This is a genomic window from Ramlibacter tataouinensis (assembly GCF_027941915.1).
In the GTDB taxonomy this organism is placed as follows: domain Bacteria; phylum Pseudomonadota; class Gammaproteobacteria; order Burkholderiales; family Burkholderiaceae_C; genus Ramlibacter; species Ramlibacter tataouinensis_C.
The window spans coordinates 2,018,805-2,044,170 of sequence record NZ_CP116009.1 but is presented as its reverse complement, the minus strand read 5'-3'; the positions used below and the strand labels follow the sequence as shown (position 1 = coordinate 2,044,170).

The 25,366-nt window shown below is 68.9% G+C and carries 26 protein-coding genes; 5 read left to right on the top strand and 21 right to left on the bottom strand.

Annotated features, from left to right (window positions below; genetic code table 11):
* Positions 1-155: 155 nt before the first annotated feature.
* The 9 genes from PE066_RS09660 to PE066_RS09620 form a co-directional block, all read right to left on the bottom strand.
* Positions 156-1,160, bottom strand: coding sequence for a Bug family tripartite tricarboxylate transporter substrate binding protein (locus PE066_RS09660; RefSeq protein WP_271236334.1), 1,005 nt, complete (start codon positions 1,158-1,160; stop codon positions 156-158).
* A gap of 264 nt (positions 1,161-1,424) precedes the next feature.
* Positions 1,425-2,411, bottom strand: coding sequence for a tripartite tricarboxylate transporter substrate-binding protein (locus PE066_RS09655; protein WP_271236333.1), 987 nt, complete (start codon positions 2,409-2,411; stop codon positions 1,425-1,427).
* Between the two features lie 134 nt (positions 2,412-2,545).
* Positions 2,546-3,793: a phenylacetate--CoA ligase family protein gene (locus PE066_RS09650; protein WP_271236332.1), complete on the bottom strand. Its 1,248-nt coding sequence runs from the start codon at positions 3,791-3,793 to the stop codon at positions 2,546-2,548.
* A 157-nt stretch (positions 3,794-3,950) separates the two neighbouring features.
* Positions 3,951-4,760: an ABC transporter ATP-binding protein gene (locus tag PE066_RS09645; protein ID WP_271236331.1), complete on the bottom strand. Its 810-nt coding sequence runs from the start codon at positions 4,758-4,760 to the stop codon at positions 3,951-3,953.
* Between the two features lie 104 nt (positions 4,761-4,864).
* Complete coding sequence (locus PE066_RS09640; protein ID WP_271236330.1) at positions 4,865-6,196, bottom strand: ABC transporter substrate-binding protein; 1,332 nt, start codon at positions 6,194-6,196, stop codon at positions 4,865-4,867.
* A gap of 107 nt (positions 6,197-6,303) precedes the next feature.
* A complete protein-coding gene (locus tag PE066_RS09635) occupies positions 6,304-7,380 on the bottom strand; it encodes a branched-chain amino acid ABC transporter permease (RefSeq protein WP_271236329.1) in 1,077 nt (358 codons plus the stop codon).
* Between the two features lie 17 nt (positions 7,381-7,397).
* Entirely contained in the window at positions 7,398-8,327 is a 930-nt protein-coding gene (locus PE066_RS09630) for a branched-chain amino acid ABC transporter permease (protein ID WP_271236328.1), read from the bottom strand.
* Positions 8,328-8,342: 15 nt separating this feature from the next.
* Entirely contained in the window at positions 8,343-9,182 is an 840-nt protein-coding gene (locus PE066_RS09625) for an ABC transporter ATP-binding protein (protein ID WP_271236544.1), read from the bottom strand.
* 5 nt (positions 9,183-9,187) lie between these two features.
* On the bottom strand, positions 9,188-11,134 hold the full coding sequence (locus PE066_RS09620) for an AMP-dependent synthetase/ligase (protein ID WP_271236327.1): 1,947 nt from the start codon (positions 11,132-11,134) through the stop codon (positions 9,188-9,190).
* 118 nt (positions 11,135-11,252) lie between these two features.
* Between PE066_RS09620 and PE066_RS09615 the strand changes: the two genes are divergently transcribed.
* The 3 genes from PE066_RS09615 (at position 11,253) to PE066_RS09605 (ending at position 13,342) form a co-directional block, all read left to right on the top strand.
* Positions 11,253-11,984, top strand: coding sequence for a Crp/Fnr family transcriptional regulator (locus PE066_RS09615; protein WP_271236543.1), 732 nt, complete (start codon positions 11,253-11,255; stop codon positions 11,982-11,984).
* 10 nt (positions 11,985-11,994) lie between these two features.
* A complete protein-coding gene (locus PE066_RS09610; RefSeq protein WP_271236326.1) occupies positions 11,995-12,768 on the top strand; it encodes a pseudouridine synthase in 774 nt (257 codons plus the stop codon).
* Between the two features lie 154 nt (positions 12,769-12,922).
* Positions 12,923-13,342, top strand: a complete 420-nt coding sequence (locus PE066_RS09605; protein ID WP_271236325.1) for a hypothetical protein — start codon at positions 12,923-12,925, stop codon at positions 13,340-13,342.
* Positions 13,343-13,355: 13 nt separating this feature from the next.
* Here PE066_RS09605 and PE066_RS09600 read toward each other — a convergent pair whose 3' ends face one another.
* The 6 genes from PE066_RS09600 to PE066_RS09575 all read right to left on the bottom strand — a co-directional run bounded on the left by PE066_RS09600 (position 13,356) and on the right by PE066_RS09575 (position 18,594).
* Positions 13,356-13,838, bottom strand: coding sequence for a Csu type fimbrial protein (locus PE066_RS09600; protein WP_271236324.1), 483 nt, complete (start codon positions 13,836-13,838; stop codon positions 13,356-13,358).
* Entirely contained in the window at positions 13,822-16,152 is a 2,331-nt protein-coding gene (locus tag PE066_RS09595) for a fimbria/pilus outer membrane usher protein (RefSeq protein ID WP_271236323.1), read from the bottom strand. Before PE066_RS09595 ends, PE066_RS09600 begins: the two co-directional genes overlap by 17 nt.
* Before the next feature lie 70 nt (positions 16,153-16,222).
* Positions 16,223-16,978, bottom strand: coding sequence for a fimbrial biogenesis chaperone (locus PE066_RS09590; protein ID WP_271236322.1), 756 nt, complete (start codon positions 16,976-16,978; stop codon positions 16,223-16,225).
* A gap of 12 nt (positions 16,979-16,990) precedes the next feature.
* Complete coding sequence (locus PE066_RS09585; RefSeq protein ID WP_271236321.1) at positions 16,991-17,476, bottom strand: spore coat protein U domain-containing protein; 486 nt, start codon at positions 17,474-17,476, stop codon at positions 16,991-16,993.
* Positions 17,477-17,540: 64 nt separating this feature from the next.
* Entirely contained in the window at positions 17,541-18,038 is a 498-nt protein-coding gene (locus tag PE066_RS09580) for a hypothetical protein (protein ID WP_271236320.1), read from the bottom strand.
* A gap of 220 nt (positions 18,039-18,258) precedes the next feature.
* Positions 18,259-18,594 (bottom strand): hypothetical protein, encoded by a 336-nt coding sequence (locus PE066_RS09575; protein ID WP_271236319.1) that lies wholly within the window; start codon positions 18,592-18,594, stop codon positions 18,259-18,261.
* 220 nt (positions 18,595-18,814) lie between these two features.
* On the opposite strand from PE066_RS09575, the gene htpG reads away from it, so the two are divergent.
* Together htpG and PE066_RS09565 are read left to right on the top strand one after the other, a co-directional pair.
* Positions 18,815-20,728, top strand: a complete 1,914-nt coding sequence (gene htpG / locus PE066_RS09570) for a molecular chaperone HtpG (RefSeq protein ID WP_271236318.1) — start codon at positions 18,815-18,817, stop codon at positions 20,726-20,728.
* Positions 20,729-20,798: 70 nt separating this feature from the next.
* Positions 20,799-21,185: a hypothetical protein gene (locus tag PE066_RS09565; RefSeq protein ID WP_271236317.1), complete on the top strand. Its 387-nt coding sequence runs from the start codon at positions 20,799-20,801 to the stop codon at positions 21,183-21,185.
* A gap of 10 nt (positions 21,186-21,195) precedes the next feature.
* On the opposite strand, the gene PE066_RS09560 is transcribed toward PE066_RS09565, so the two are convergent.
* The 6 genes from PE066_RS09560 to PE066_RS09535 all read right to left on the bottom strand — a co-directional run bounded on the left by PE066_RS09560 (position 21,196) and on the right by PE066_RS09535 (position 25,302).
* On the bottom strand, positions 21,196-22,206 hold the full coding sequence (locus PE066_RS09560; RefSeq protein WP_271236316.1) for a serine/threonine protein kinase: 1,011 nt from the start codon (positions 22,204-22,206) through the stop codon (positions 21,196-21,198).
* Positions 22,207-22,216: 10 nt separating this feature from the next.
* On the bottom strand, positions 22,217-22,507 hold the full coding sequence (locus tag PE066_RS09555; RefSeq protein ID WP_336298462.1) for a universal stress protein: 291 nt from the start codon (positions 22,505-22,507) through the stop codon (positions 22,217-22,219).
* Between the two features lie 141 nt (positions 22,508-22,648).
* Positions 22,649-22,951 carry a hypothetical protein gene (locus tag PE066_RS09550; protein ID WP_271236315.1) on the bottom strand — a complete coding sequence of 101 codons (303 nt, stop codon included), beginning with the start codon at positions 22,949-22,951 and terminating at the stop codon, positions 22,649-22,651.
* A 95-nt stretch (positions 22,952-23,046) separates the two neighbouring features.
* Entirely contained in the window at positions 23,047-23,466 is a 420-nt protein-coding gene (locus PE066_RS09545; protein WP_271236314.1) for an organic hydroperoxide resistance protein, read from the bottom strand.
* Between the two features lie 115 nt (positions 23,467-23,581).
* Complete coding sequence (locus PE066_RS09540; protein ID WP_271236313.1) at positions 23,582-24,379, bottom strand: ABC transporter permease; 798 nt, start codon at positions 24,377-24,379, stop codon at positions 23,582-23,584.
* Complete coding sequence (locus PE066_RS09535) at positions 24,379-25,302, bottom strand: ATP-binding cassette domain-containing protein (RefSeq protein ID WP_271236312.1); 924 nt, start codon at positions 25,300-25,302, stop codon at positions 24,379-24,381. The genes PE066_RS09540 and PE066_RS09535 overlap by 1 nt, the downstream gene beginning before the upstream one ends.
* Between the last annotated feature and the right edge of the window lie 64 nt (positions 25,303-25,366).

The window sequence follows — 25,366 nt, the reverse complement described above, 5'->3', positions numbered from 1 at the left end:
AACGTTGCGCGCTTCCCGAGTGCTCTAGTCAGTCGGGCGAGGACCGGCAAAGCCCGATCCTCGCCCGAGGGGTGTTCGCGCTGCATGTTATTCCGCGCGAACGGAAGCGCCCGCGCGCCGCGGGCGAAATTGGGGTCAGGTGCGCACTGCCGGGGTCAATCCACCTTGGCTCCGGAGGCCTTGACCACCGGCTGCCACTTCTTCAGTTCGGCGTCGATGTGCGCCGCGAATTGCTGCGGGGTGTTGCCGCTGGGAATGGCGCCCTGCGCCAGCAGTTTTTCCTTGAGGTCGGGCGCGTTCAGCGCCTTGGCCACTTCCTGCTGGATGCGGTTGGCGATCTCCGGGGGCAGTCCGGCCGGGCCGAGCAGGCCGAACCAGGAGCTGGCTTCGTAGCCCTTGAGGTTGCCGGCCTGCTCGACCGTGGGGACGCCGGGCAACGCCGCCGACGGCTGGGCGCTGGTCACCGCCAGCGCCTTGAGCTTGCCGGCCTTGATGTGCGGCATCGACGCCGGCAGGTTGTCGAACATCACGTCCATGTCGCCGCCGATCAGCGCCATCAGCGCGGGGCCGGAGCCGCCATACGGGAAGTGCGTCATGTAGGTGCCGGTCATGGACTTGAACAGCTCGCCGGCCAGGTGGATCGAGGTGCCGTTGCCGCTGGACGCCATGTTCAGCTTGCCCGGATGGGCCTTCGCGTAGCGGATGAAATCGGCCACGCTGTTGATGTTGTTGGCCCGCGCCTTTTCCACCGGCACCACCATCACGTTGGGCACGGCCGCCACCATCGTGACCGGGGTGAAGTCCTTCTGCGGATCGAACGGCATGCGGCTGTACAGCCACTTGTTGATGCTCTGGGTGCCGACCGTTCCCATCAGCAGCGTGTAGCCGTCGGGCGCCGACTTGGCCACCAGGTCGGCCCCGATGTTGCCGCCCGCACCCGGCTTGTTCTCGACCACGAACGACTGGTTGAAGGCCTTGGTCAATTCGACCGCGACCGCGCGCGCCAGGATGTCGGTGGTGCCGCCCGGCGCGAACGGCACCACGATGCGCACCGGCTTGGCGGGCCAGCCGGACTGCGACCAGGCCGGCAGGGCGAGGGTTGCGGCGCCGGCGGCGGCCAGCGCCAGCACGCGGCGGCGCAAAAGACGGGTCGGGATCATGGCTTGTCTCCTGTTGGTGTGAAGTTATCTGGCATCGGCATGATGCCACCGCGGCCCCGCCGACGCGACCTCGGCCCGAACGGCCAAACAGCAGAACGCAGCGCCCATGCAAAAGCCGCCCGAAGGCGGCTTTCAGGCGCAGCATGAAAAGCCGGCGAAGTCGACATTCAGGCGCAGCGTGAAAAGCCGGCGGAGCCGGCCTCGCAGGCGCGAGCATGAAAAAGCCGCCCGAAGGCGGCTTGCAGGTGCGAGCGTCGGCCCGCGTCAGTCGGCGTACACGCCGGCGGCACGGATCACCGGGGTCCACTTGTTGATTTCGGCGGCGATGAACTTCTTGTGCTCGGCCGGCTCGACGCGCTTGTCGGAGACGATCACCGCGCCCAGTTCGTTCTGGCGGCGCACGAAGTCCGGGTCCTTCAGGGCGACCTTCAGCGCGTCGTTCAGCTTCTTGAGGGCCGCCGCCGGCACGCCCTTGGGGGCGTACAGGCCGTGGAAGACGTTCACTTCGAAGTCCTTGTAGCCGACTTCCTGCATCGTCGGCAGGTCCTTCAGCGCCGGGGTGGCCAGGCGCTGGCGGGTGGTGACGGCGAACGCCTTGACCTTCTTGCCCTCGATCTGCGAGCTGGTGTTGGTCGTCTGGTCGCACATCAGGTCCACCTGGCCGCCGATCAGGTCGGTCATGGCCGGGCCGGTGCCCTTGTACGGCACGGTGGTCATCTCCATCTTCAGCGAGCTCTGGAACAGCAGGCCGCACAGGTGCGAGGCGGCGCCCAGACCGGCGTTGGCCAGGTTGACCTTGCCCTTGTTGGCCTCCAGCCACTTGGTCAGCTCGGCGTAGTTGTTGGCCGGCAGGGTGGGGCGGCCGATCACGGTCATGGGCACTTCGTTGACCATGCCGACGTACTCGAAGTCGTCCAGCGTCTTGTACGGCAGGTTGCGGTACAGGGCGGGCGCGGTCGCGACGCCGATGTGGTGGAGCAGCACCGTGTGGCCGTCGGCCGAAGCCTTGGCGACCTTGTTGGCGCCGATGGTGCCGCCGGCGCCGGCTGCGTTGTCGACCAGGATCGTCGCGCCGCCCAGGGGCTTGCGCATGGCTTCGGCCAGCTGGCGTGCCACCAGGTCGGTGGGTCCGCCGGCGGCGAACGGCACGACGATGGTGATGGGCTTGGAGCCCGGGAAGTCCTGGGCACCGGCGGTGGCGGCAACGGCCAGCAGCGCCATCGGCAGAGCGGTCTTGTAAAGCAGCTTCATGAATGCTCCTCTGAGAGAGTCGCCATGATAGGCAGCGGTCTTGCCGGGCCCATCGCGGAAATTACTTAGCGTCGCCTGATGGAAAACCCCGAATCCACGCCGGTGCTTGATGCCCGTCAAAGCGGGCCGGCGCGCTACCGGTAGCTGCGGGCATCCTCGATCACCTTGCCGTCGTTCGGCAGCGCGCCGGGTGCCAGGCACTCGACTTCGCCGCGCAGCTTGGTGACGTCGCGGATCGCTTCGGCGATGCGCGCGTCCAGGCCTTGCGGCCACGCGGCCGCTTCGACCTTGAGCGTCATCCGGTCGTTGGCCATCTCGCCGCTGACCACCAGCCGCGCCTTGACGACCTCGGGGAAACGGCGCGCGATCTCGGCGACTTGGGCCGGGTGAACGAACATGCCGCGCACCTTGGTGGTCTGATCGGCGCGACCCAGCCAGCCCCGGATGCGCGCGTTGGTGCGCCCGCTCGGGCAGGCGCCCGGCATCAGGGCCGACAGGTCGCCGGTGCCGAAGCGCACCAGCGGGTAGGCCGGGTTGAGCGTGGTCACCACCACCTCGCCGACCTCGCCTTCGGCCACCGGGTCGCCGGTGCCGGGGCGCACGATCTCGACCAGGATGTCCTCGCTCAGCACCAGCCCCTCGCGGGGCGGGGTCTCGTAGGCGATCAGGCCGATGTCGGCCGTGGCGTAGCTCTGATAGACGTCGACGCCACGCTCGGCGAACCAGTCGCGCAGGCTGGCCGGCAGGGCCTCGCCGCCGGTCAGTGCCTTGCGCAGGCTGCCGATGTCGGCGCCGGCCTCCTGCGCCTTCTCCACCAGGATCCGCAGGAAGCTCGGCGTGCCGGTGTATCCGTTGGGACGCAGTTCGGCGATCGCCTGCAGCTGCTGCTCGGTCTGGCCGATGCCGGCCGGGAACACCGTGCAGCCCACCGCATGCGCGCCCGCTTCCATGATGAAGGCGCCCGGCGTCATGTGGTAGCTGAAGGCGTTGTGCACCAGGTCGCCGGAGCGAAAGCCGGCGGCGAACAGGGCGCGGCCGGTGCGCCAGTAGTCGCGGGTGCCGCCCTCCGGTTCGTAGATCGGGCCGGGCGACGAGAACACGCGCGGCATGGCCGGCCCGCGCACCAGCGCCGAGAAGCCGCCGAACGGATCGCTCGCGACCTGGGCGCGCTGGCGCTCGAGCAGCTCGTGCTTGCGCGTGACCGGCAGCCGCGCCAGCGCCGCGCGCGAAGTGACGGCGGCGGCATCCACGCCGTCCAGGATTTGCGCCAGGGCCGCCGATGCCCGCTGCGCATGCGCGACCTGGCGCGGCAGCGCCCGCAGCAGCGCCGCCTCGCGCTCGGCCGGATCGCGCGTTTCCAGCGCGTCGAAGAACTCGCTCATCGAATACGTCCTTGCTCTCGGTTCTCCACTGCCGGCACGCCACCTGCACGGCAGCGATGCCCGCGGCCGCCTTCCAGTGCCACCGCGGAACCGGCTCCGCCGGGCCGCTGGTGGCGCCCCCTTTGGGGGGAGGCGCCGAAGGCGCTTCGGGGGGGAGTCATGCCAGCCAGCGCTTGCGCCGCTTGTAGCTCTTGACGTCGCGGAAGCTCTTGCGCTCGCCGCCGCCCATGCCCAGGTAGAACTCCTTGACGTCCTCGTTGCGCGCCAGCTCCTGGGCCGGGCCGTCCATGACGATGCGGCCGCTCTCCAGGATGTAGCCGTAGCTGGAGTACTTCAGCGCCATGTTGGTGTTCTGCTCGGCCAGCAGGAAGGTGACCCCTTCCTTGGCGTTGAGGTCCTTCACGATCTCGAACACCTCCTCGACGATCTGCGGCGCCAGGCCCATCGAGGGCTCGTCCAGCAGCACCATGCGCGGATTGGCCATCAGCGCCCGGCCGATGGCGCACATCTGCTGCTCGCCGCCCGAGGTGTAGGCCGCCTGCGAGGTCCGCCGCGTCTTCAGGCGCGGGAAGTAGGCATAGACCTTCTCCAGGTTGGCTGCGACCTCGGACTTGCTGGCGCGCGTGTAGGCGCCGGTCAGCAGGTTCTCCTCGATGGTCAGGTGGGCGAAGCAGTGGCGCCCCTCCATCACCTGCACCACGCCGCGCCGCACCAGCTCGGCCGGCGACAGGTTCTCGATGCGCTCGCCCCGCAGCTCGATCGATCCCTTGGTCACCTCGCCGCGCTCGCCCTTGAGCAGGTTGGAGACGGCGCGCAGCGTGGTGGTCTTGCCGGCACCGTTGCCGCCCAGCAGGGCGACGATGCCGCCCTCGGGCACCTGCAGCGAGACGCCCTTGAGCACCAGGATCACGTGGTTGTAGATGACCTCGATGCCGTTGACGTTCAGAACGATGTTGGATGTGGCCATGTTGTCTTCACCAATCGAAAGGCGCCGGGCCTTTCGATTGGCGGCTCACCAGAGCCGCCGCGCTCCCCCATCCCGCCGGGCGGGAGGGGAACGGTACGTCGCCGTCAGCCCGCGGACTGGCACTCCGACGCATTGCGGCGCTGGAGCTTCTTGTCGGCGAGGTACTTCTCGGCGCCGGCCTTGACCATCGGCTTGAGGATCTGCTCGTCGGCCTGGTACCAGTCGCTCGAGAAGTTCCACTTGCTGCCGTCCCAGGTGTGGATGCGGGCCCAGGTGGAGCCCTGGTGGTCGGTGCAGCTGGTGGACAGCGGCCGCATCACGCCATTGAAGCCGAGCGCGTCGAGCCGCTTCTGGTCGAGGTTCAGGTTCTCCAGGCCCCAGCGCACCTGCTCGGGGGTCATCACCTTGCCCTTGCCGAAACGCTCCTGCGCGCGCCGCACCGCTTCGTGGCTGAGCATCTGGATGATCACGCCGCGGGTGTACAGCACGTGGCCGACTTCATCCTTCGGCCCGGTGCCCTGGCCCTTGTCGTGCACGTACTTCAGGATGTCCTGGATCACCTTGGGTTGCTGGCTGCTGGGGTTGAGCGCCAGCGCGTTGTAGCCCTTGGCGCCCGCGCCCACGTCCTTGACGTCAGGCTCGGCCCCGGCCCACCACACGCCGTACATCTTCTCGCGCGGGTAGCCGGTGGCCTGCGCTTCCTTCAGGGCGGTGGAGTTCATCACGCCCCAGCCCCAGAGGAACACGTAATCCGGACGCTGCTGGCGCACCTGCAGCCACGCGGCCTTCTGCTCCACGCCAGGGGCGGTGACCGGAATCAGCGACAGGTCGAAGCCGTGCATGCGCGCGCGCTCCTGCAGCAGCGGAATCGGCTCCTTGCCGAACGGCGAGTCGTGGTAGACGAGGGCGATCTTCTTGCCCTTGAGCTTGTCCAGCCCGCCTTCCTTCTTGCCCAGGTGCTGCACCAGGATGTCGGCACCGGTCCAGTAGCTGCCCATGAGCTCGAAGTTCCAGGGGAACGCCATGCCGTCGGCCGAGATCGACAGGCCGTATCCCAGCGTGAGCAGCGGGATCTTGTCGTGCAGGGCCTTGTCGGTCAGCGCGAAGGTGATGCCGGTGGACTGCGGGTCGAACAGCGTCACGCCCGGGCGGCTCTTGAGGCGCTCGTAGCACTCGACGCCACGGTCGGTCGCGTAGCCGGTCTCGCACTCTTCCCAGGTGAGCTTGACGCCGTTGATGCCGCCGTCGCGCGCCATCACCATCTTCAGGTAGTCCTGCTTGCCGTTGGCCCAGGGCGTGCCGTTGGGCGCGTAGGGCCCGGTGCGGTAGGACAGCAGCGGGAAGAACTGCTCCTTGGCCTGGGCGATCGCCGCGGGGGCCGAAGCCAGCGCGGTGCCGGCCACGAGGGCGGCCGCGAGGAGGGAACGAAGCTTCATGGGATGTCTCCTTCTGAGGTGAAGCGAACGGGAAGCGTCAGTGGAACCGGGACGGATTGCCGGCGCATCGGTGAATGCGAGCAAGGCGTTGGCTTGCATCCGCGCGATCAATGGGGGAAGGGCCACAGCCGCAACTTCTGCTTGCCGGTGGACCACAGCCGGGCCAGGCCGTGCGGCTCCACCGCCAGGAACCAGACGATCAGCGCGCCGAAGATCATCAGTTCGGCATGCGACACGGCGGTGGTCGAGAACTCGACGCCGACCAGCGATGCGAGCAGCGGCAGCACCTGGTTGAGCACGATCGGCAGCACCACGATGAAGGCCGCGCCGAAGAAGGCGCCCATGATCGAGCCCAGACCGCCGATGATCACCATGAACAGCAGGCGGAACGACAGGTCCACCGAGAACGCGGCCGGCTCCCAGGTGCCGAGGTAGACGAAGGCCCACAGCGCGCCGGCCACGCCGACGACGAAGGAGCTGACCGCGAACGCGCTGAGCTTGGCGTACATCGGGCGGATGCCGATCACCGCGGCGGCGACGTCCATGTCGCGGATGGCCATCCATTCGCGGCCGATGGCGCTGCGCACCAGGTTCTTGGCGAGCAGGGCCATGACCACCAGGAACACCAGGCAGAACCAGTACCGGCTCGCCGCGCTGTCGATCGGCCAGCCCAGCACCTGCAGGTTGGTCACGCCGACCGAACCGGAGGGCGAGTCGTTCAGCAGCCACTTCACCCGCAGGAACATCCAGTCGGAGAAGAACTGCGCCGCCAGCGTGGCCACCGCGAGGTACAGGCCCTTGACGCGCAGGCTGGGCAGGCCGAACAGGATGCCGAAGGCGGTGGCGCACAGTCCGCCGAGCAGGATCGCCGGCACCAGCGGCATGCCGGGGATGCGCACGAAGAAGTTGTAGGCGCCGTAGGCGCCCACCGCCATGAAGGCGCCCGAGCCGAGCGAGATCTGGCCGCAGTAGCCGACCAGGATGTTCACGCCCAGCGCCGCCAGCGCCATGATCAGGAACGGGATCAGGATGGCGCGGAACAGGTAGTCGCTGGCCAGCCCCGGCACCACGACGAAGGCCACCGCCAGCAGCAGGCCGATGAAGATGCGGTCCTGCTGGATCGGGAAGATCTGCTGGTCGGCGCGGTAGCTGGTCTTGAACTGGCCGTTTTCTCTGTAAAGCATGGCTCGAACTCCGGCCGTCACACTCGATCGATGATCTTTTCGCCGAACAGCCCCTGCGGGCGGATCAGCAGGAAGCCCAGGGCCAGCACGTAGGCGAACCAGATCTCGATGCCGCCGCCCACCAGCGGGCCGATGTAGACCTCGGACAGCTTCTCGCCGACGCCGATGATCAGCCCGCCGATGATGGCGCCCGGCACCGAGGTCAGCCCGCCCAGGATCAGCACCGGCAGTGCGCGCAGCGCCACCGTGGTCAGCGAGAACTGCACGCCCAGCTTGCTGCCCCAGATCATCCCGGCCACCAGGGCCACGATGCCGGCCACGCACCAGACGATGACCCAGATGCGCGACAGCGGAATGCCGATCGACTGGGCCGCCTGGTGGTCGTCGGCCACCGCGCGCAGCGCCCGGCCGGTCGAGGTCTTCTGGAAGAACACCGTCAGCAGCGCCACCAGCGCGGCGGCGATCAGAGCGGCGATCAGGTCTTCCTTGTTGATCAGGATGCCGCCCTCGAACACCTGGTCGAACGCGATCACCGGATCCTTGGGCATGCCGATGTCGATCTTGTAGATGTTGCTGCCGAACAGCGTCTGGCCGACGCCCTCCAGAAAGTAGGCGATGCCCAGCGTCGCCATCAGCAGGGTGGCCGCTTCTTGGTTGACCAGGTGGCGCAGCACCAGCCGCTCCACCAGCCAGGCCACCGCGAACATGATGGCCCCGGCCACCATGAACGCCGCCACGTTGGCGACCAGCTTGCTCTCGATGCCGGTCCAGCCCGGGATCCATTCGGCAAAGCGCGCCATGGCCAGGGCGCCGAACAGCACCATCGCGCCCTGGGCGAAGTTGAAGACGCCGGAGGCCTTGAAGATGAGCACGAAGCCCAGCGCCACCAGCGAATACAGCATGCCGGCCATCAGGCCGCCCAGCAGGGTCTCGAGGAAGAATCCCATTGCGTCTCGGTTCCCTTAATGCGCGGTGCCCAGGTAGGCGTTGATCACGTCGGGGTTGCTGCGCACTTCGTCGGGCGCGCCATCGCCGATCTTCTTGCCGTAGTCCAGCACCACCACGCGGTCGGAGATGTCCATCACCACCCCCATGTCGTGCTCGATCAGCACCACCGTGGTGCCGAACTCGTCATTCACGTCCAGCACGAAGCGGCACATGTCCTGCTTTTCCTCCAGGTTCATGCCGGCCATCGGCTCGTCCAGCAGCAGCACCTGCGGCTCCATCGCCAGCGCGCGGCCGAGGTCGACGCGCTTTTGCAGGCCGTAGGGCAGCTGGCCCACCGGGGTCTTGCGGTACGCCTGGATCTCCAGGAAGTCGATGATCCGCTCGACGTACTCGCGGTGGCGGATCTCCTCGCGCTCGGCCGGCCCGATGCGCAGCGCCTGCAGCAGCAGGTTGCTGCGGATGCGCAGGTTGCGGCCGGTCATGATGTTGTCCAGCACGCTCATGCCCTTGAACAGGGCCAGGTTCTGGAAGGTGCGGGCAAAGCCCATCTCCGCCACCTGCCGGCTTTTCATGTGGCTGAAGGTCCGGCCGCGGAAGGTGATGCTGCCCTGCTGTGGCTGGTACACGCCGTTGATGCAGTTGAGCATGGAGCTCTTGCCGGCGCCGTTGGGGCCGATGATGGCGCGGATCTCGTGCTCGCGGACGTCGAACGAGATGTCGGTCAGCGCCTTCACCCCGCCGAACGACAGCGAGATGTTGCGCACCTCGAGGATCACGTCGCCGAGCTTGCGCGCCGGGGCGGCGGCCTGCTCGGGCTCCTGTTCCTGCACCAGCACGGACGCCACGTCGGTCATCATGTTCATGCCGCCACCTGGACCGGCTCGAAGGTGCGCGCGTCCGCGATCTTCAGCGTCGCGCTCACCTTGCCGGTGCGGCCGTCCTCGAATTTCACCTGCGTCTCCACGTACTGTTCGGTCCTGCCGGCGTACAGGGCGTCCACCAGCGCCTGGTACTTCTCGGCGATGAAGCCGCGGCGGACCTTGTTGGTTCGGGTCAGCTCGCCGTCGTCGGCGTCCAGCTCCTTGTGCAGCACCAGGAAGCGGCTGATCTGCGAGCCGGCCAGCTTCTCGTCGGCCGCGAGGTCGGCGTTGACCTTCTCGACGCATTCCTTGATCAGGCCGTACACCTCGGGCTTTTGCGCCAGGTCGGTGTAGCCGGCGTAGGGCAGGTTGCGCCGCTCGGCCCAGTTGCCCACCGCCTCGAAGTCGATGTTGACCATCACGCAGACCTTCTCGCGGCCGTCGCCGTAGGCCACCGCTTCCTTGATGTGCGGGAAGAACTTGAGCTTGTTCTCCACGTACTTGGGCGCGAACATGGCGCCGTCGCTGGCACCGCCCTTGATGCGGCCGACGTCCTTGACGCGGTCGATGATCTTCAGGTGGCCCTGGCCGTCGATGAAGCCGGCGTCGCTGGTGTGGTACCAGCCGTCGTTGGTCAGCACCTCGGCCGTGGCCTGCGGGTTCTTGTAGTAGCCCTTGAGCAGCCCGGGCGAGCGCACCAGGATCTCGCCGTTGTCGGCCACCTTGATCTCCACGCCCTGGATCGGCACGCCCACGGTGTCGGCCCGGGCCTGGTCGTCCGGCTGCAGGCAGACGAACACCGCGGTCTCGGTGGAGCCGTACAGCTGCTTGAGGTTGATGCCGATCGAGCGGTAGAAGCTGAACAGGTCGGGCCCGATCGCCTCGCCGGCCGTGTAGGCCACGCGCACCCGCGAGAAGCCCAGGTTGTTGCGCAACGGGCCGTAGACCATGGCGTCGCCCAGCCGGTACAGCAGCCGGTCGGCCAGCCCGACCGGCTGGCGGTCCATCAGCGCCGGGCCGACCCGGCGCGCCAGCTTCATGAAGGCGTGGAACATGCTCCGCTTGAGCGCGCCGGCATCCTCCATGCGGATCATCACCGTGGTCAGCAGGCCCTCGAACACGCGCGGCGGCGCGAAGTAGTAGGTGGGGCCGATCTCCTTGAGGTCGATCATCACCGTGCTGCCCGACTCCGGGCAGTTGACCACGTAGCCGCAGGCCAGCCACTGGGCATAGCTGAAGATGTTCTGGCCGATCCAGGCCGGCGGCAGGTAGGCCAGCACCTCCTCGCGTTCGGTCAGCCTGTCGAAGTCGGCGCCGGCCTTGGCGCGGTCGAGCAGCGTGCGGTGCGTGTGCACCACGCCTTTCGGGTTGCCGGTGGTGCCGGAGGTGAAGAACATCGAGGCCACGTCGTCGGGCGTGGCCCGGTCCACCTCGGCCTTGAAGAAGCCGGGGTGGCGACTCGCGAACGCTTCGCCGGCCTGCGCCAGCTGGTCGAGCGAGGCCAGGCCCGGCTCGGTGTAGTTGCGCAAGCCGCGCGGGTCGTCGTACCAGATCGCCTGCAGCAGCGGGCACTGCGGGCGGATCTCCAGCAGCTTGTCGACCTGCTCCTGGTCCTCGGCAAAGGCGAAGCGCACCTCGGCATTGGTGATGGGAAACACGCACTCGGCGGCCGCCGCGTCCTGGTACAGCGGCACCGGGATGGCGCCGAGCGACTGCGCGGCCAGCATGGTGGCGTACAGGCGCGGGCGGTTGGCGCCGATCACGACCATGTGCTCGCCACGGCGCAGCCCGGCTTCGTGCAGGCCGCAGGCGAGGTGCTCGACCAGCCGCGCCAGCGCCGACCAGTCGAAGCTTTGCCAGATGCCGTATTCCTTCTCGCGCATGGCCGGCGCGGCCGGGCGCTGGGCGGCGTGCTGGAGCAGCAGGCGGGGGAAGGTGGTGTCCATCCGGGTCCTCGCACCGGCGGATGCCGGGCTGAATGGCGCGAATGGTAGAAGCCACTTTGACGCCGGCTTGTCTTTGCAACGACAATTTCCGGGAATTCCCTTGAGGGTGTTTTCCCGCATGAAGGCCGACCAGCTCCCGCTGCACCAGCGCCGCCGGCGCCCCACGCCTGCCGAACTGGCCGGCATTCCCTGGCTGCATCTGCTGCAGGCGCCGGAGTACGAGCGGGCGGTCAGCCAGATCACGGTGGGAGATGCCCGGCCCGGCGATTTCGTCTGCCGCGTCGGCCGCCCGGTGACCTACTGGTTCGGCGTGATCGAGGGCCTGCTGAAGATGAGCACCGACAGCGAGCAGGGCCAGACCATGACCTTCACCGGGGTGCCGCCCGGCGGCTGGTTCGGCGAGGGGACCGCCCTCAAGCGCGAGGACTACCGCTACAACATTCAGCCGCTGCGCAACAGCGTGGTGGCCGGGCTGCCGGTCGACACCTTCCACTGGCTGCTGGACCATTCGATCGGCTTCAACCGCTTCGTGATGAACCAGCTGAACGAGCGGCTCGCGCAGTTCATCGCGGCGCTGGAGATCGACCGCATGGCCAGCCCCGAACTGCGGGTGGCGCGCAGCCTGGCCGCGCTGTTCAACCCGGTGCTGTACCCCGGCGTCGGCGAGCTGCTGCGCATCACGCAGCAGGAACTGGCCTACCTGGTCGGCCTGTCCAGGCAGCGGGTCAACGAGGCGCTGGGCGAGCTGCAGGCGCAGGGCGCCATCCGCATCGAGTACGGCGGCGTGCGCATCCTGGATCTGGAGGCCCTGCGCAGCAGCGGCCGTGGCGCGCCGGCGGCCACCCGATAATCGCGGCCCCATGCCCGACGCCACCGGCCCCGCCACCACCCGACTGAACAAGCGCATGGCCGAACTCGGCCTGTGCTCCCGCCGCGAAGCCGACGACTGGATCGGGCGCGGCTGGGTGCGCGTCGATGGCCAGGTCGCGCCGATGGGCCTGCAGGTGGGGCCGCAGGCGCGCATCGAGGTCGACCCGCGCGCGCGCGGCCAGCAGCAGCAGCAGGTCACCATCCTGCTGCACAAGCCGGTGGGCTACGTCAGCGGCCAGGCCGAGGATGGCTACCAGCCGGCGGCCGCGCTGGTGCAGGCGCGCAGCCACTGGAGCGGCGACCGCTCAGCGCACCGCTTCGCGCCGGCGCAGTTGCGCGGCCTGGCGCCGGCCGGCCGGCTCGACATCGACTCGACCGGCCTGCTGGTGCTGACGCAGGACGGCCGCGTGGCGCGCCAGCTGATCGGCGAGGACTCCACCATCGACAAGGAGTACCTGGTGCGCGTGAGCTACGGCGAGGTGGCGCGCGACGTGCAGGCGGCGTTCCCGGCCGCGCAACTGGCGCGCCTGCGCCACGGCCTGTCGCTCGACGGCCGCGCGCTCAAGCCGGCCGGCGTGGAATGGCAGAACCCCGAGCAGCTGCGCTTCGTCCTGACCGAAGGCCGCAAGCGCCAGATCCGGCGCATGTGCGAGCTGGTCGGCTTGAAGGTGGTCGGCCTCAAGCGCGTGCGCATCGGGCGCGTGCGGCTGGGGGAGTTGCCGCTGGGGATGTGGCGGTACTTGGGGGAAGGCGAGACGTTCTGACGCTTCGGTCGCCTAGGTCGTTGGCTTACGAGCTGCCGGGGAAATCACCGCATGGGCTCGGCCCATCTCCCTACGCTCGCCCATGGCGGGCTTCCTAGCATGGTCCCGATCAGGATCATGACAGGGGAAGCGGGTGCGGCGGGTTGCGCTTTGCGTGGCACTGGCAGCGGCCATGGGGTTCGGCGCTCCGGGCTGGGCGGCCACCCTGGGCGTCAGCGCCGTGCTGCTGCCTAGCGCCAGCATCGAACTTCGCTCGCAACCGACAGCGCTGGAGATCAGCACCGGCGACGTCTCGCGTGGCTACGTGGACGTGCCGGCGCCCCTGTCGCTCACAGTGCGCAGCAACAGCCTGCGTGCCCTGATGCTGCGCTTCACCTTGGAGGGTGAATGGGTCTCGGGCATGGACGTCCAGGGACTGCCTGCGGCGCTTCACCTCGGCCCGGAAGGCGGTCAAGTGCTGCTGACCCCGAGCCCGGGGCAGTTGCAGGTCGAGCTGCGCTTCCGGGTCTGGCTCGCCGGGTCGGTCGCACCCGGCCGCTACCGGTGGCCCGCCCAGGTGGCCGTCGCGAACTGAGGAGTGACAGGCCTCAGGGCGTCAGGTTCACCTGCACCGAATCGGCGTAGGTGCCGGCCACCGCGTCCTGCCGGGGGGGAATGCGGCCATACACGGTGAACAAGACCGCTGTCGGCGTCTTGTTCGGGATGAACTGCGTGCGGGTGGCGGCATCGATTGCCGCACTGTTGCCCCAGTGGATCGTGCGCGCGTTGTCCTGGAACAGTTCGTAGCTGAGCGGCGTGGTCCCGGTGGCGGACACCAGCTTGCGGGAACTGGTCGACGTGCTGTTGGTGCCCGGCCCCAGCCCGATCGTCAGGCTGATGTTGGCGGGCCCGCTGTCGCGATTGCAGGTGACGTGGATATCTGTCTGCGAGTCGCGTGGGGTAGTGGCAAGCACGTCGTAAACGCCGAAACCGAGGCTGCCGGAGGTGTCGAAGCGGCACACGGTCTGCGCCTGGGCGATGCCGCATGGCAGTGCGAGCGCCAGCAGCAGCCATCTATCGAACCTGTTCACAGAGGATGCCTTCCGCAGATTCATAAATCGGTTCGTCGAACTCGGGCACAGTCAGGCGGCAAGCGTAGCGGCTTTCGTCGACCTCCAGCGTGCCCCGGTAGGTGCCGGCCTCGACGTCTTCCAGGTAGAAGTCGCCGGTCGAAGTGGTCTCGATCAGCACGTCCTTGCCCGAGGGAGCCGTCATGGACCAGCTTGCCGAGGCCACGGGAGCCTGAGGTTGGGCGCGCCGGGCTATCCCCACCAGCGCGTGCATGCGGCGCAGTTTGAAGTCCACGAGCAGGCCGCTGCGATAGGGCGGCGCAATCGGCTGGACCCGATGGCCGAGCTGATAGGTCATCGGGATCTGGCGGTCGTTGACCGACACTTCCTGGCGATCGAAGGCGCCCACGTTGGGGATGAACACGCGCCCCTTGTCGTCGGTCGTGCCCTGCACCTGGTTGTTCAACATCACCTGGATGCCCGGTTGCGGCGCACCGAGCCGAGCCAGGATGAAGCTGTCGTGCACGCTGCGGGTCAATCCGATCTCGCCATCGACGGCGACGAGCGACCCCGACAGGGCGAACTCGGAGAATCCGCGGCCACCGGTCTGCTGCGTCGTGGCGAGCTCCAGGGTCGCCGGGCGCAGGTTCAGGGCGCCCGCCAGGGATGCGGTCTGGCTTTCCTGCCCTGCCTGGTGCGTGCTGCTCAGCGCAGCCCGGTAGCCAAAGCCTTCCGACTGGGGGATGTGCCGTCCGGTTTCCAGGGTCACGGTGTGGGCCCCGGAACTGACCTCCGCCGAACCGCCAGCCCAGTTGTTGGCATCCAGGAAGGCGCGGTAGACCAGCGCCAGCCGGTGATCCTGCTGGCTGCGGCTGCGCGTGGTCTGCCACTCCGCACTGAGGAGGGACGCGCGGTCGAGATTGGCATACAGCCGCAGGGTGCCGATGGAGCGGGAGTCGGCCCCCGACTCCACCCGGGTCAGTTCCGCCGCGAGCGTCGCCAGCCCCCAGCTGGTCGAAGCGGCGGCGAGCCACTCGCGCCGGGGAAAGCTGCCGGCGCCGATGGCGAAGCTGCGAAAGTTGGGCTCGAACTGGCGCACGCCCAGCAGGGTGGAAAAGCGCGGGGTCTGGTAGGCGTAGCGGGCCGACCAGCCGCCGGCAGCGCCACCTGATCGCTGTCGTTGGCCCAGCAGGTCGAGCGACAGCAAGCCGGCGTGGTCGCTGCGCAAGGTCGCTCCGACCCCGGCCGTCGTGAAGTCAGGGCTACCCTCGCCGCCGGCCGACACGGTGAGGCTGTCGGTGGCGCCGTAGCGATGGAAGGCCTGCCAGGCGCCCTCGCGATAGCGCCAGCGAAAGTCCGGGCCAAGCTCCGAGCGCCGGCCGATGAAGTAGCTGTAATCGTGCACGCCTTTGGCGAGCGCCGAATCGGCAAACAGGAACGGCTGCTCGATGACCTGGCGTCGACCCGCGACGTCGGTGACGGTCAGGCGCAGGTTGCGTGCGCCTCCATGGAGGATCAGGTTGTCCAGCTCGATCGGTCCGGGTCCCACATTGCCGCGAAAGACGGTGCTGCCGTCCACGCTGAGTTCGACTTCCGCTGGAAGCACGGTCGATGCATGCAGGGCTGCGCGCGGTTGCCGGACGGCGTCCGGCGTCATGTTCCAGATCTTCGTCACCAGCAGGCCGGCCGCCGTGATGGACGAGCCGAAGTTGCCGGCTGTGGAGACGACATCGCCGCCAATCCAGCGCCGTGCGGCGGCCGGCTGGTCGAGGATGGCCTGCGTGCGCCCGCGCGCCAGCCGACGCTGGCTGCCGGCGATGTCGAGCCGGTGCTCCTGGCGCAGCAGCAGCGGTCCGGTTCGCACGTTCAGGTCCGTGATGGCGGTCCATTCCCGGCCGGCGCTCATGGCCGAACGGTTGGACAGCCGGTACGACAGGATCAGGCTGGGCGGGGCTTCGCTGAGCGGCACCGTCTTGGGCAGGCTGGACAGGTCGATGCGGGTGCCCTGCAGGCTCTCGCCCGGGAACTCCAGGTGCAGGGCAAGCTGTGCCTCGTCGAAGCGGACGCTGCGCGCGCCCAGTGACTTGACCGACACGTAGCCGCCCTGGGCCGGAGGCGGTGGGCGCTGCAGGTTGAGTCGCTGCACCTCGCCGGCGCCCAGCCAGTAGTCGTCAACCTGCTTGATGAGGGTGAACTCGCCCCGGGGGATGCCGTTGACCGTGACAGTGAGAATCGCTTCTTCGCCCGTCGGCTGTGCCGCCTTGGCTGGCGCGGCGACCTGCGACAGGGCCGTGGCCGGCGGCAGCAGGACCGCCGCCAGCAACAGATTCAGCAACCAGCGCGCTGGAACGGGGCGGGGCCGCTGGCGGCCCGGCAAGGACGCGGTGCCGGTCCGTGGGGAGGGATCACGAACAGCTGCCGGGATCGACATGCAGTTGCCGGTCGACGCGCAAGCCGTTTCCTTCCACCGTGATGTCCAGCTTCCTGACCCGGCGGCACACGTCGGCCGGGAGGTTCGCGGCATAGCTGCGCTGCGTTCCTGCGAGCGAGTACCAGCCGGCCAGCTCCTGCTGGTAGCTGCCGCCGTCGCTGATCGTCAGCTTGGTCAGGCGCACATGCTGGTTGCCGGCGTTGCGAACGCCGATCGACAACTGGCCGGCTGACAGCTTGGGCTCGAGCACCTCGAACTGCGCGCGCGGCTGGACCGGCGGCAGAAAGATCGGCACACCGAAGCGGAAGGTGAAATTGACCTGGGGCTGGGTGATCGCCGCCACCTCGGGGATTTCCTCGACGAACAGGCGGTAAGCGCGCTCGGTGCTCCCGGCGGGGGTCTTCAAGCCGACGCGCACCAGCCGCTTGGAATCCGGCGGCAAGTCGAGCTGGCGCGGGAAGTAGACCAGGTCGGCGCTGTCCGTGTAGACGTCCTTGCCTTGCTCGTCCTGGGTCCAGGCCGCGAGCTTGACCGTGACCCGCAGCGGCTTGTCCGCGTGGTTGATCACGGTGACGGTTTCGCTCATCACACCGGGCTTGAGTTCGATGCGGATCGGCGTGATCGAGAATTCGGCGGCGAATGCCGGCGCCTGGCACAGCGCGAGGGCCGCGGCAAGCAGGCTCCAGAGGGTGCGACGGACGCGCCGCCTTGTGTCATGCAGGAAGGTCACGACGGACGCAATTCAGGGAGACAGGGTGACCGTGACTGTATCCGAGTAGCTGCCGAGCAGAGCCGGTTGGAAGTCAGCGCTCGCCACGGTGCCACTGATCGTCAGCGTGCTGGATGCGCCCTTGGCGACCGATCCGGATGCGGGCGAGAACGACAGTGTGTAGGGCAGGTAGGCGGTCAGCGTGACGCCGTGCCGCATGCGGCGCGTGCCGCCACTCGCATGGTTGCCGTTGCTTGCCGTCACCGAGAACGAAGCCGGGTTGGCGCTGCCGTTGCAGGTGAACGTGCGCGTGGTGGAAACCGTGAGGTCGCTCGCGGAGGAGGGGTCGATGTTGAAGTTCAGCGCGCTGACCGCATTCGAGTCGAACTTGCAGTTGCTCTTGGACAGCACGTTGGCCGAAACAGCCAGCGTCGTGCTCTGGCCGGCGGCGGCGCCGCCGGCACAGGCCAGGAGCATGAGGGCGAGCCGTGCCCCCGTCTGGAAACTGCAGATCGCCATGGCAGTCGCCGCGCTACGCGGAAAGTCAGTGCTTTCCCGCGCAGAGCCAGCAGGCTGGTTGCTGTTACGGCGTCAGCGTCAGGGGGACGTTCTGACCGTACGGCCCGGCCAGTTTGGCGATGTAGTCGGCGGCGGCGATCGTGCCGGTCAGGGTGACGAACTGCGCATCGCTCGCGAAGCCCGCGCCGGCCGTGGCCGGGTTGGTCCAGCTGATCGAGTAGGGAATGCTGTTCCCGAGCGCCGTTCCGGTGCCCGTCAGGGTGCCGGCATACGGCGAGCCGGCGCCGGCCAGCTGAATGGCGATGGCGGACGTGCCGCTGGTGCACTTGTAGAAGACGTCGGTGGTCTGGGTGGCCGCGCCGCCCACCGAGGGGTCGAGCGTGAAGGCCATGGCCAGCGTGCCGGCGCCCAGCGCCGCGCCGGTGGCCGAGGTGTACAGCTTGCAGACGCCCTGCACGGTGGCCGAGACGTTGAGGGTGGTGTTGTCGGCGGCCAGGCTGGGGCCGCAGGCGACGGCTGCCAGGGTGAGCGCCGCCAGGCGAGCAAGGTGCGATCGATTCATGAGGACGCTCCTGTTGAGCAAGGTTGCTGATCTGCTTAGAAGCCCTAGGGAAATTCCCTATGGGTTGAGCTGAATGTAACCAGGCGTGACTGGCTTTGCAACCTCGATCCCAGCGGAAGCATCGGTTTAGCGACGAAAGCTCGTGGTTTTTCCACGAAATTGTCGGGTGCTGTTACAAATCAAGTGACTTCAGGACGGATATTCGGCTCTTTGCCGGCGATCAGCGGCCAGCCGAGCCGCTGATCGCCGGCTCGTCGCCGGTCGTCGGATGAAGCGAAAAGGCCACAAGACAGGTGCTGCCGTGCTCGGGTTCGACCTCGCCTGGCCGTGGCGTGCTCGTGAAGGCGGCGAAGGCTTCTGGATCCCTGCCACTGACAGAGATGCGCTGGGGCCCGGGCCGGCCCGTGCGCCGTGCACCCGAGAGTGTCATCCGGGCGGAACTGGGCTTGCCGCCGCGCTGGCGGTCCACGGTGAGCGCCTGGTGCCGTTCAGGGGCGTCGGCAGGGCGGTCGGGTCGGGCCAAATCCAGGCTGAAGGCGGGTAGCTCGATGAACATGGGCGGGGACGTGAACTGCGGCGCACTGTAACAACCCGCCGTCCTGCCCTGGCGAGCGCGCCCTGCAGGTGCCGCGCCGGCCCGTCGACAAGTTCACGCGCAACGGCTGGCGCTGTTGCAGCAATGGGGAAACCATCCCCGCAGCGTGCCGCTTGAAAATCGCCGCTGCGACCGCAAGCTGTGCTCGCGTTTCCGATTTCTCCGCTCCCAGAAGACTCCCATGTCCCAGAACAAGCAAACCCTCTCCTTTCAGGCCGAAGTTGCCCAGCTCCTGCACCTGGTCACCCATTCGCTCTACTCGAACCCGGAAATCTTCCTGCGCGAGCTGGTCTCCAACGCCTCCGACGCCTGCGACAAGCTGCGCTTCGAGGCGCTGGCCGACAACGCGCTGTACGAGGACGCGCCCAACCTGGAAGTGCGGGTGAGCTTCGACAAGGCTGCCCGGACGATCACCATCTCTGACAACGGCATCGGTCTGTCGCAGCAGGAAGCGATCGACAACCTGGGCACCATCGCCAAGAGCGGCACGCGCGAATTCATGGGCCGCCTGACCGGCGACCAGAAGGCGGATGCCCAGTTGATCGGCCAGTTCGGCGTGGGCTTCTACTCCGGCTTCATCGTGGCCGACCGCATCACGGTCGAGTCGCGCCGCGCCGGCTTGCCGGCCGACCAGGGTGTGCGCTGGTCCAGCACCGGCACCGGCGACTTCGAGGTCGAGGCGATCACCCGCGCCCAGCGCGGCACCAGCATCACGCTGCACCTGAAGGACGAGGCCGGCGAGTACCTCTCGACCTGGAAGCTCAAGTCCATCATCGGCAAGTACTCCGACCACATCTCGCTGCCCATCCTGATGCACAAGGAGGAGTGGAAGGAGGGCGAGGACAACAAGGGCGGCGAGATGGTGCTCACCGACGAGTGGGAGACCGTCAACCAGGCCAGCGCGCTCTGGACCCGGCCGAAGAAGGACGTCACGGACGACCAGTACAAGGCCTTCTACCAGCAGACCAGCCACGACCACGAGGACCCGCTGGCCTGGAGCCACAACCGGGTGGAAGGCGCGACCGAGTACACGCAGTTGCTGTACATCCCGGCGCACGCGCCGTTCGACCTGTGGAACCGCGACAAGGCCGCCGGCGTGAAGCTGTATGTCAAGCGCGTCTTCATCATGGACGAGGCCGAGGCGCTGATGCCGGTGTACCTGCGGTTCGTCCGCGGCGTGATCGATTCGGCCGATCTGCCGCTCAACGTCAGCCGCGAGCTGCTGCAGGAAAGCCGCGACGTTCGCGCGATCCGCGAGGGCAGCACCAAGCGGGTGCTGGCCATGCTGGAGGACATGGCCAAGGCCGAGAAGGACGACAGCGCATCGGCCGAAGACAAGGCGCGCTACGCGAAGTTCTATGCCGCGTTCGGCGCCGTGCTCAAGGAGGGCCTGGGCGAGGACTTCGCCAACCGCGAGCGGCTGGCCAGGCTGCTGCGCTTCGCCTCCACGCAGTCGGATACCGTGAGCGTTTCCTTCGCCGACTACAAGGCCCGCATGAAGGAGGGCCAGGAGGCGATCTACTACATCACCGCCGACACGCTGGCGGCCGCGAAGAACAGCCCGCAACTGGAGGTGTTCCGCAAGAAGGGCATCGAGGTGCTGCTGATGACCGACCGGGTCGACGAGTGGGCGCTGAACTACCTGCACGAGTTCGACGGCACGCCGCTGCAGTCGGTGGCCAAGGGCGCCGTCGATCTGGGCAAGCTGCAGGACGAGGCCGAGAAGAAGGCGGCGGAGGAAGCGGCCGAGGCGTTCAAGCCGGTGCTGGCCCGGCTGAAGGAGGCGCTCAAGGACAAGGCCGAGGACGTGCGCGTCACCTCGCGCCTGGTCGACTCGCCGGCCTGCCTGGTGGTCAGCGACGGCGGCATGAGCACGCAGCTGGCGCGCATGCTCAAGCAGGCCGGCCAGCAAGTGCCCGACGCCAAGCCGGTGCTGGAAGTCAACCCCGAACACCCGCTGGTCAGGAAGCTGGACGGCTCGGTCCACTTCCACGACCTGGCGCAGATCCTGTTCGACCAGGCACTCCTGGCCGAGGGCGGCATGCCGGACGACCCGGCTGCGTACGTCAAGCGGGTCAATGCGCTGCTGGCCTGAGCCCCGCGCCTACCGCGACAGGGGGAGCCGGCGGGCAGCGCCGATGCGGCGCGGCAACCACAATGGACGCATGAAAGCGGCATCCCTCCTCGCAGTGGCCCTGGCCTGCGCCGCGCTCGCCGGCTGCGCGTCGCCGGGCGTTGGCGTGGGCATCGGCGTGCCGGTGGGCCCGGTCACGATCGGCGTGGGCGGCGGCACCGGCGGCGTCAATGTCGGCGTGGGAACCGGCGTCGGGCCGGTCGGCGTCGGCGTTGGCGTCAACCAGCGCGGCCAGGTGACCGGCGGTGTCGGCGTCGGCGCCAGCGTGCCGATCGGCGGCGGGCCGGTGCGGGCGGGGGTCGGGGTCGGCACGGGCACCGTGATCTACGACCCGGCCAACCACTTGGCGCCGGCGCCCGTGCTGCCGGCGCCGGCCGGCACCGCGGCGCCGAGCGCATCTCAGCAAGTCGTGCCCTGAACGCGTGGCCTCAGGCCACCACGGGGGGCTCGGCCATCGCTTCGAGCTGGTCTTGCAGCACCTGCACCTGCCCCTTCCAGTAGTCGCTGCTGCCGAACCACGGAAAGGCGGCCGGGAACGCCGGATCGTCCCAGCGCCGCCCCAGCCAGGCGCTGTAGTGGATCAGGCGCAGCGTGCGCAGCGGCTCGATCAGCGCCAGCTCGCGGCGGTCGAATTCGCGCAGCTGCTCGTAGCCGTCCAGCAGCGCGCCGAGCTGGCGCTGGCGTTGCGCCCGCTCGCCGGACAGCAGCATCCACAGGTCCTGCACCGCCGGTCCGGTGCGCGCGTCGTCGAGGTCGACGAAGTGCGGCCCTTCGTCGGGCGTCCAGAGGATGTTGCCCGGGTGGCAGTCGCCGTGCAGCCGCAGCAGGCGCCAGCCGGGTCCGTAGTTGCCGTCCTCCCCGCCCAGCGCCCGGCCCACCGCATCGAGGGCCTGGTCGCAGACCTCGCGCCAGGACGCCTGCACGTCGAGCGGAACGATCTCGTGCTGCAGCAGCCAGTCGCGCGGCTCGCGGCCGAAGCTGGCCAGGTCCAGCCGGGGCCGGTGCTCGAACGGCCGGCGCTCGCCGACCGAATGGATGCGCGCCAGGAAGCGGCCGATCCACGCCAGCACCTCCTCGTCGTCGAGCTCGGGCGTGCGGCCGCCGCGGCGCGGACTGACGCTGAACGCAAAGCCGCCGTGGTGGTGCAGCAGCCTGCCCTGGACCTCCAGCGGCGCGACCGCGGGCACTTCGGCCTGCGCCAGCTCGCGCGCGAAGGCGTGCTCCTCGCGGATCTGCTCGTCGCTCCAGCGCCCGGGGCGGTAGAACTTGGCGACGACCTGGGCGTGGCCTTCGAAGGGTTCTTCCAGCGCCAGCTGGTAGACGCGGTTCTCGTACGAACTCAGCGCCATCAGGCGGCCATCGCCGCGCAGCCCGATGGCATCCAGCGCGTCGAGCACGAGGTCGGGGGTGAGCGCCTGGTAGGGGTGCGGGTCCGGCATGCCGCGATTGTCAGCGCAGCGGGCGCGCGGCGGGCGGCGCCGGGCCTGCCTGCAAGGCCGAGACGGGCAGTGCCTGCTTGACCATCAGCACGCTGCAGGGCGCAGCCATCGCCACGCGCACCGGCACCGTGGGCACCACCCGCTGCAGCGACAGCCCGTGGGTGGCGCTCCCAAGGATGAGAAGGGTCGCGTGGTTGGCCTGGGCAAAGGCGACCAGTGCCTGCGCCACGTCGCCGGCGTGCAGCACGTGGAACGACACGGGATGGCTCGGCAGCTCGAGCGCCCCGGCCCAGCGCCGCAGCCGCGCCAGGTGCTCGCGCTGCAGCGCCGTACGTCGCCGTCGCGCGGCTGGCCCACCGACCCCACGGTGGCCAGCCAGCGGCGATGCGACCCCAGCGGCACGGGCACCCCCGGCGCCGGCTCGAAGGTGGCCAGGCGCCCGTCACGGCCCTCGTAGAACAGCCGCTGCTCGTGCACGTGCCCGCCCAGCACCAGCGAGTCGCCCCGCCGCCTGCGCCGCCGCGAGGCTGGCCGAGGCCCGTCCGGGATGGCTGACGTAGTGCCAGGCCTGCGGGTCGTCGGCGCTGGCATGCGCCAGCAGCGCCCCGCCCACGCGCGCACTGAGGGGCAGCGCGCGCAGGAACTCGCGCTGGCCGGGCGTGAGCTGGGCGTGGGTCCAGGCGGCACCGGCCTGGCCGGCCGAGGAGCCGTCCAGCCCGCGCACCGCCGGGAGGTTGGCGTGCACGTCCGAGAGCGGGCGAGGCGCATGGCCGACCGATGATAGAGATGCCGCGGTCGCGGCGCCATCGCCGCCGGCGGCCCTGGGGCCCTGCGGCGGCTTCAGGCCAGCCTGATCTGCACGTCGATGTTGCCGCGCGTCGCGTTCGAGTAAGGACAGACCTGGTGCGCGGCGTCCAGCAGCTGCTGCGCCTGGCCGGCCTCCATGCCGGGCAGGCTGACGTTGAGCCGCACCGCGATGCCGAAGGCCTGCCCGACCGGGCCGAGATCGACTTCGGCGTCGATCGCAAGGTCCTGCGGCAGGGTGACCTTCTGGCGGCTGGCCACCGCCTTCATTGCGCCGATGAAGCAGGCCGAGTAGCCGGCCGCGAAAAGCTGTTCGGGGTTGGTGCCCTGGCCCTTGCCGCCGGGCGAGCTCAGGTTGACTTCGAGCCGACCGTCGTCGGTGCGCGAGTGGCCGCCTTCGCGGCCGCCGGTGGTGTGGGCGCGGGCGGTGTAAACGACCTTGTCGAGCTTGTTCATCGGGACCTTTCGCTGGTTGGAGAGGGCATGGCGCAGGCCGCGTCGGGACGGGCCGCGGGGTCGAAAGGACATTGCACCACAGGGCCGGCGCGAGCGTGGCCGCAAAGGCCTTGGTTCAGGTCGCGAAGCGCCGCCGGGTCAGCACCAGCGCGGCCCAGAAGCCGGCCGCTGCATAACCCGCCAGCACCGCTGCGTTGCGCAGCGGGTCGGCCGGCCACTGGTCGATGAACAGCGGTCGCACCAGTTCCACCGCATGGGTCAGCGGCAGTGCCTCGGACAGCAGCCGCAGCGGGGCCGGCAGCTGCTCGCGCGGGAAGAACACGCCCGACAGGAACATCATCGGCGTGACGAACAGCGTGAAGTAGTAGGTGAAGAAGTCGTAGCCGCGGGCCAGCGCATTGAAGATCAGCGCCACGCTGGAAAAAGTGATGCCGGCGCCCAGCAGGATCACCCAGGCCGCCAGCAGCTTGGGGCTGTGGCTGATGCCCAGGGCCAGCATCACGAACAGGATGGCCGTGACCGTGAACAGCGACTTGAAGGCGGCCCACAGCATCTCGGCCAGCAGCACGCTGTCCAGCCCCACCGGCGTGTTCATGATGCCGTCCCAGGTCTTCTGCACGTGCATGCGCGAGAAGGCGGAATACAGCGCCTCGAACGAAGCCGCGTTCATCGCGCTCATGCAGACCGAGCCGCTGGCCAGGAACACGATGTAGGGCACCGGCTGGCCGTGCAGCGGCACCTGGCCGACCAGCGCGCCCATGCCGTAGCCGAAGGCCAGCAGCCACATGAGCGGCTCGGCGATGTTGCCGATCAGGCTGGGCACGGCCAGCTTGCGCCAGACCAGCAGGTTGCGCAGGAACACCGGCCACCAGCGCAGCGACAGGTCGGGCGGATGCCACAGGCCGGGTCGCATCAGCCCTCCTCGCGGATCTGGCGGCCCGTCAGCTTGAGGAACAGGTCTTCCAGGTTGGCGGGCCGGTGCAGCGTGCGCAATCGCGGCTCGTGCGACAGCGCCTGCAGCAGCGGGCCGGCGTCGCGGGTGTAGAAGAACACGGTCTCGCCGCTGACCTCGACCCGTTCGGCCAGGGCGCGCGCGGGTGAACCGGCCAGGGCCAGCGCGCCGTTGCCGTAGGCCTCGACCACGTCGGGCTCCAGGTGACGGGCGATCAGCTCGCGCGGCGTGCCCTCGGCGATCTTGCGGCCGTGGTCCAGCACCAGCAGGCGCGAACACAGGCGCTCGGCCTCGTCCATGAAGTGGGTGGTCAGCAGGATCGACTTGCCCTGCTGCAGCAGCAGTTGCAGCCGCTCCCACATCAGGTGGCGCGCCTGCGGGTCGAGCCCGGTGGTGGGCTCGTCCAGCAGCAGCAGGCGCGGGTCGTTGACCAGCGCGCGGGCCAGCGACAGGCGCCGGCGCATGCCGCCGGACAGCTCCACCGGCTTGGCGTCGGCCTTGTGGGTGAGCGCGGCGAACGCCAGCAGGCGCGGGATGCGCTCGCGCACCGCGGCGCGCGGCAGCCCGAAGTAGCGCCCATAGACCAGCAGGTTCTCGGCGCAACTGAAATCGGGGTCGAGCGAATCGAACTGGCTGACCACGCCGAAGCGGGCCTTGATCGCCATGGCGTCGCGCGGCATCGACAGGCCCAGCGCGGTAATGCGGCCCTCGTCGGGCGCGGTGAGCCCGAGGCACATGCGCAAGGTGGTGGTCTTGCCGGCGCCGTTGGGGCCGATGATGCCCAGGCACTCGCCCGGCGCGATGTGGAAGGACAGCCCGTCCACCACGGTGCTTTCGCCGTAGCGCTTGCAGAGCCTTTCGACATCGAGCAGGGGGGCGTCCATGGGCGCGCCATTGTGTCGCAGCGCCGGCGCGCGCGGGGCCGCCTAGAATTCGCCGCTTTCCTCC